The organism is Xenorhabdus hominickii (genome assembly GCF_002632725.1).
Taxonomy (GTDB): Bacteria; Pseudomonadota; Gammaproteobacteria; order Enterobacterales; family Enterobacteriaceae; genus Xenorhabdus; species Xenorhabdus hominickii.
The window spans coordinates 1-1933 of sequence record NZ_NJAI01000031.1; the positions used below are offsets into that span (position 1 = coordinate 1).

The 1933-nt window shown below is 45.6% G+C and carries 4 protein-coding genes; all 4 read left to right on the forward strand.

Annotated features, from left to right (window positions below; translation table 11 throughout):
- Positions 1 to 346: phage minor tail protein L (locus Xhom_RS24720; protein WP_099140121.1), on the forward strand; the 346-nt coding region annotated here is incomplete at its 5' end.
- A gap of 1 nt (position 347) precedes the next feature.
- Positions 348 to 1067, forward strand: coding sequence for a C40 family peptidase (locus Xhom_RS24725; RefSeq protein ID WP_198148725.1), 720 nt, complete (start codon positions 348 to 350; stop codon positions 1065 to 1067).
- Positions 1068 to 1113: 46 nt separating this feature from the next.
- The gene (locus Xhom_RS34800; protein ID WP_069318042.1) at positions 1114 to 1662 is read left to right on the forward strand and encodes a zinc ribbon domain-containing protein; all 549 of its coding nucleotides are present in this window, start codon (positions 1114 to 1116) and stop codon (positions 1660 to 1662) included.
- 40 nt (positions 1663 to 1702) lie between these two features.
- The coding region (locus Xhom_RS24735) for a tail assembly protein (RefSeq protein ID WP_145957520.1) at positions 1703 to 1933 on the forward strand (231 nt) is incomplete at its 3' end.

Below are 1933 nucleotides of genomic sequence, written 5' to 3' on the forward strand. Positions count from 1 at the left end.
CGATCCCACGCAGGAGAAAATCGACGTCTTCTACATTGACAGTAAAACCCATGAAGATAATGAAAGCATCCAGTTCTCGCTGTCTTCGCCGGCCGATTTGCAGGGTATTCAAATTCCCACCCGGCAAATCCACAGTCTGTGTACGTGGTGTATTCGTGGGTTATATCGCAAGTCGCCGTGTGGTTATACAGGCACTCAGTATTTTGATATTGAGGGTAATCCAACCGATGATCCGTCAAAAGATGCGTGCTCTGGGTTGTTGTCAACGGGGTGTGAGCTGCGTTTTGGAAAGGGTAATCGACTTCCATTCGGTGGCTTCCCCGGCTCTGCATTGTTAAGGCGGTGAAATGGATATACTGCGAAAATCGATGGTGAATGCCATCATGACTCATGCCGAAGCCGAGTATCCCAATGAATGCTGCGGTCTGGTGATTCAAAACAGCCGCAGACAGGAATATATCCGTTGCCGCAATACCGCCCCTTCACCCACCGAGCAATTTTGTCTCCACCCCGAAGATTACGCTGAGGCCGAAGATGCGGGGACTATTGTTGCCATCGTCCACAGTCACCCGGATGCAACGACACAACCGAGTCAGTTGGATATCGCTCAGTGTGACCTGTCACAAGTGCCGTGGGTCATTGCTTCATGGCCGGAGGGCGATATTCGAACCGTTATGCCGACTGAGGGAGTTAAGCCACTGTTGGGCCGCCCGTTCGTGCACGGTATTTGGGATTGTTATGCCATTGTGCGTGACTGGTATCGACTGGAGCGTAATATTGAGATCCCCAACTTTGCACGCTCAGAGGGCTGGTGGAACCGGGGTGAAAACCTGTATATGAAACACTATGCGGGGGCTGGATTTACCGAGTGTAGCGGTGGATTGCAGGTGGGCGATGTGATCATTATGCAGGTGCAGGCCAATGAACCCAATCATGCGGGCGTGTATATCGGTGATGGGCTGATGCTACACCATCTGTACGGACAACTCAGTAATCGGGTACCTTACGATGGATATTGGCAAGATAGGACTATCAAAACATTGCGTTATAATAAATTGCATAAATAAAAGATCATGATTAGCATTGGAAAATATCAAATAACGGAGGGTGGTTATGGATACTTTTCTGCTATACGTTGTTCTCTCTGCTTTATTCGCATTGATTCCAGCCCAATTAGCATCAAGCAAAGGTAAAAGCTTTGGTTTGTGGTGGTCATACGGATTTATTCTTCCTTTTATCATAGCCCTTATTCACGCCGTTGGTCTAAAAGTAGATCAAGAGGCTATAGAAAAAAAGAAAATAGATTTAGGGGAAATGAAAAAGTGTCCGTATTGTGCTGAGGCAATTAAAGCAGAGGCAATTATTTGTAAGCACTGCAATAGAGAAATTCCTGCAATATACAATGCAAGTAATCATGACTTTCTAAGTAGTTTATCTTCTCAAAAATTCTATTTTTATAAGAATGGCGACTATGAGTTAGACGACTCCGCTCTTATGATATCCATTCAAAAAATGAAGGAATTGAGATATAAGATGACCGATGGAGACTACATTAAATTTATTAATGAATTTGGTAATATTATTTCATCTATAGAAAACAATTTACCGGAGAAGCTAAAAGAGGAATTTAACGAGCGACATCGCTATTGGCTTCTTAAATAATTTAGACCCGCTCCGGCGGGTTTTTTATTGGAGTAACCTCATGAATACAGTACGAACAGTGCGGCTGTATGGCGTCCTCGGTGCCCAATTCGGTCGCGAGCACAAACTGGTCGTCGCTTCCCCCCAAGAAGCCATTCACGCCCTCGCTGTCCTGATTGACGGTTTTGAACAATTTCTCCTGACCGCCAAAGAGCGCGGATTAACCTTTGCGGTCTTTAACGGGCAACGCAATATCAGCCGGGATGAATTGGCATTATCCGGTGATACCGAT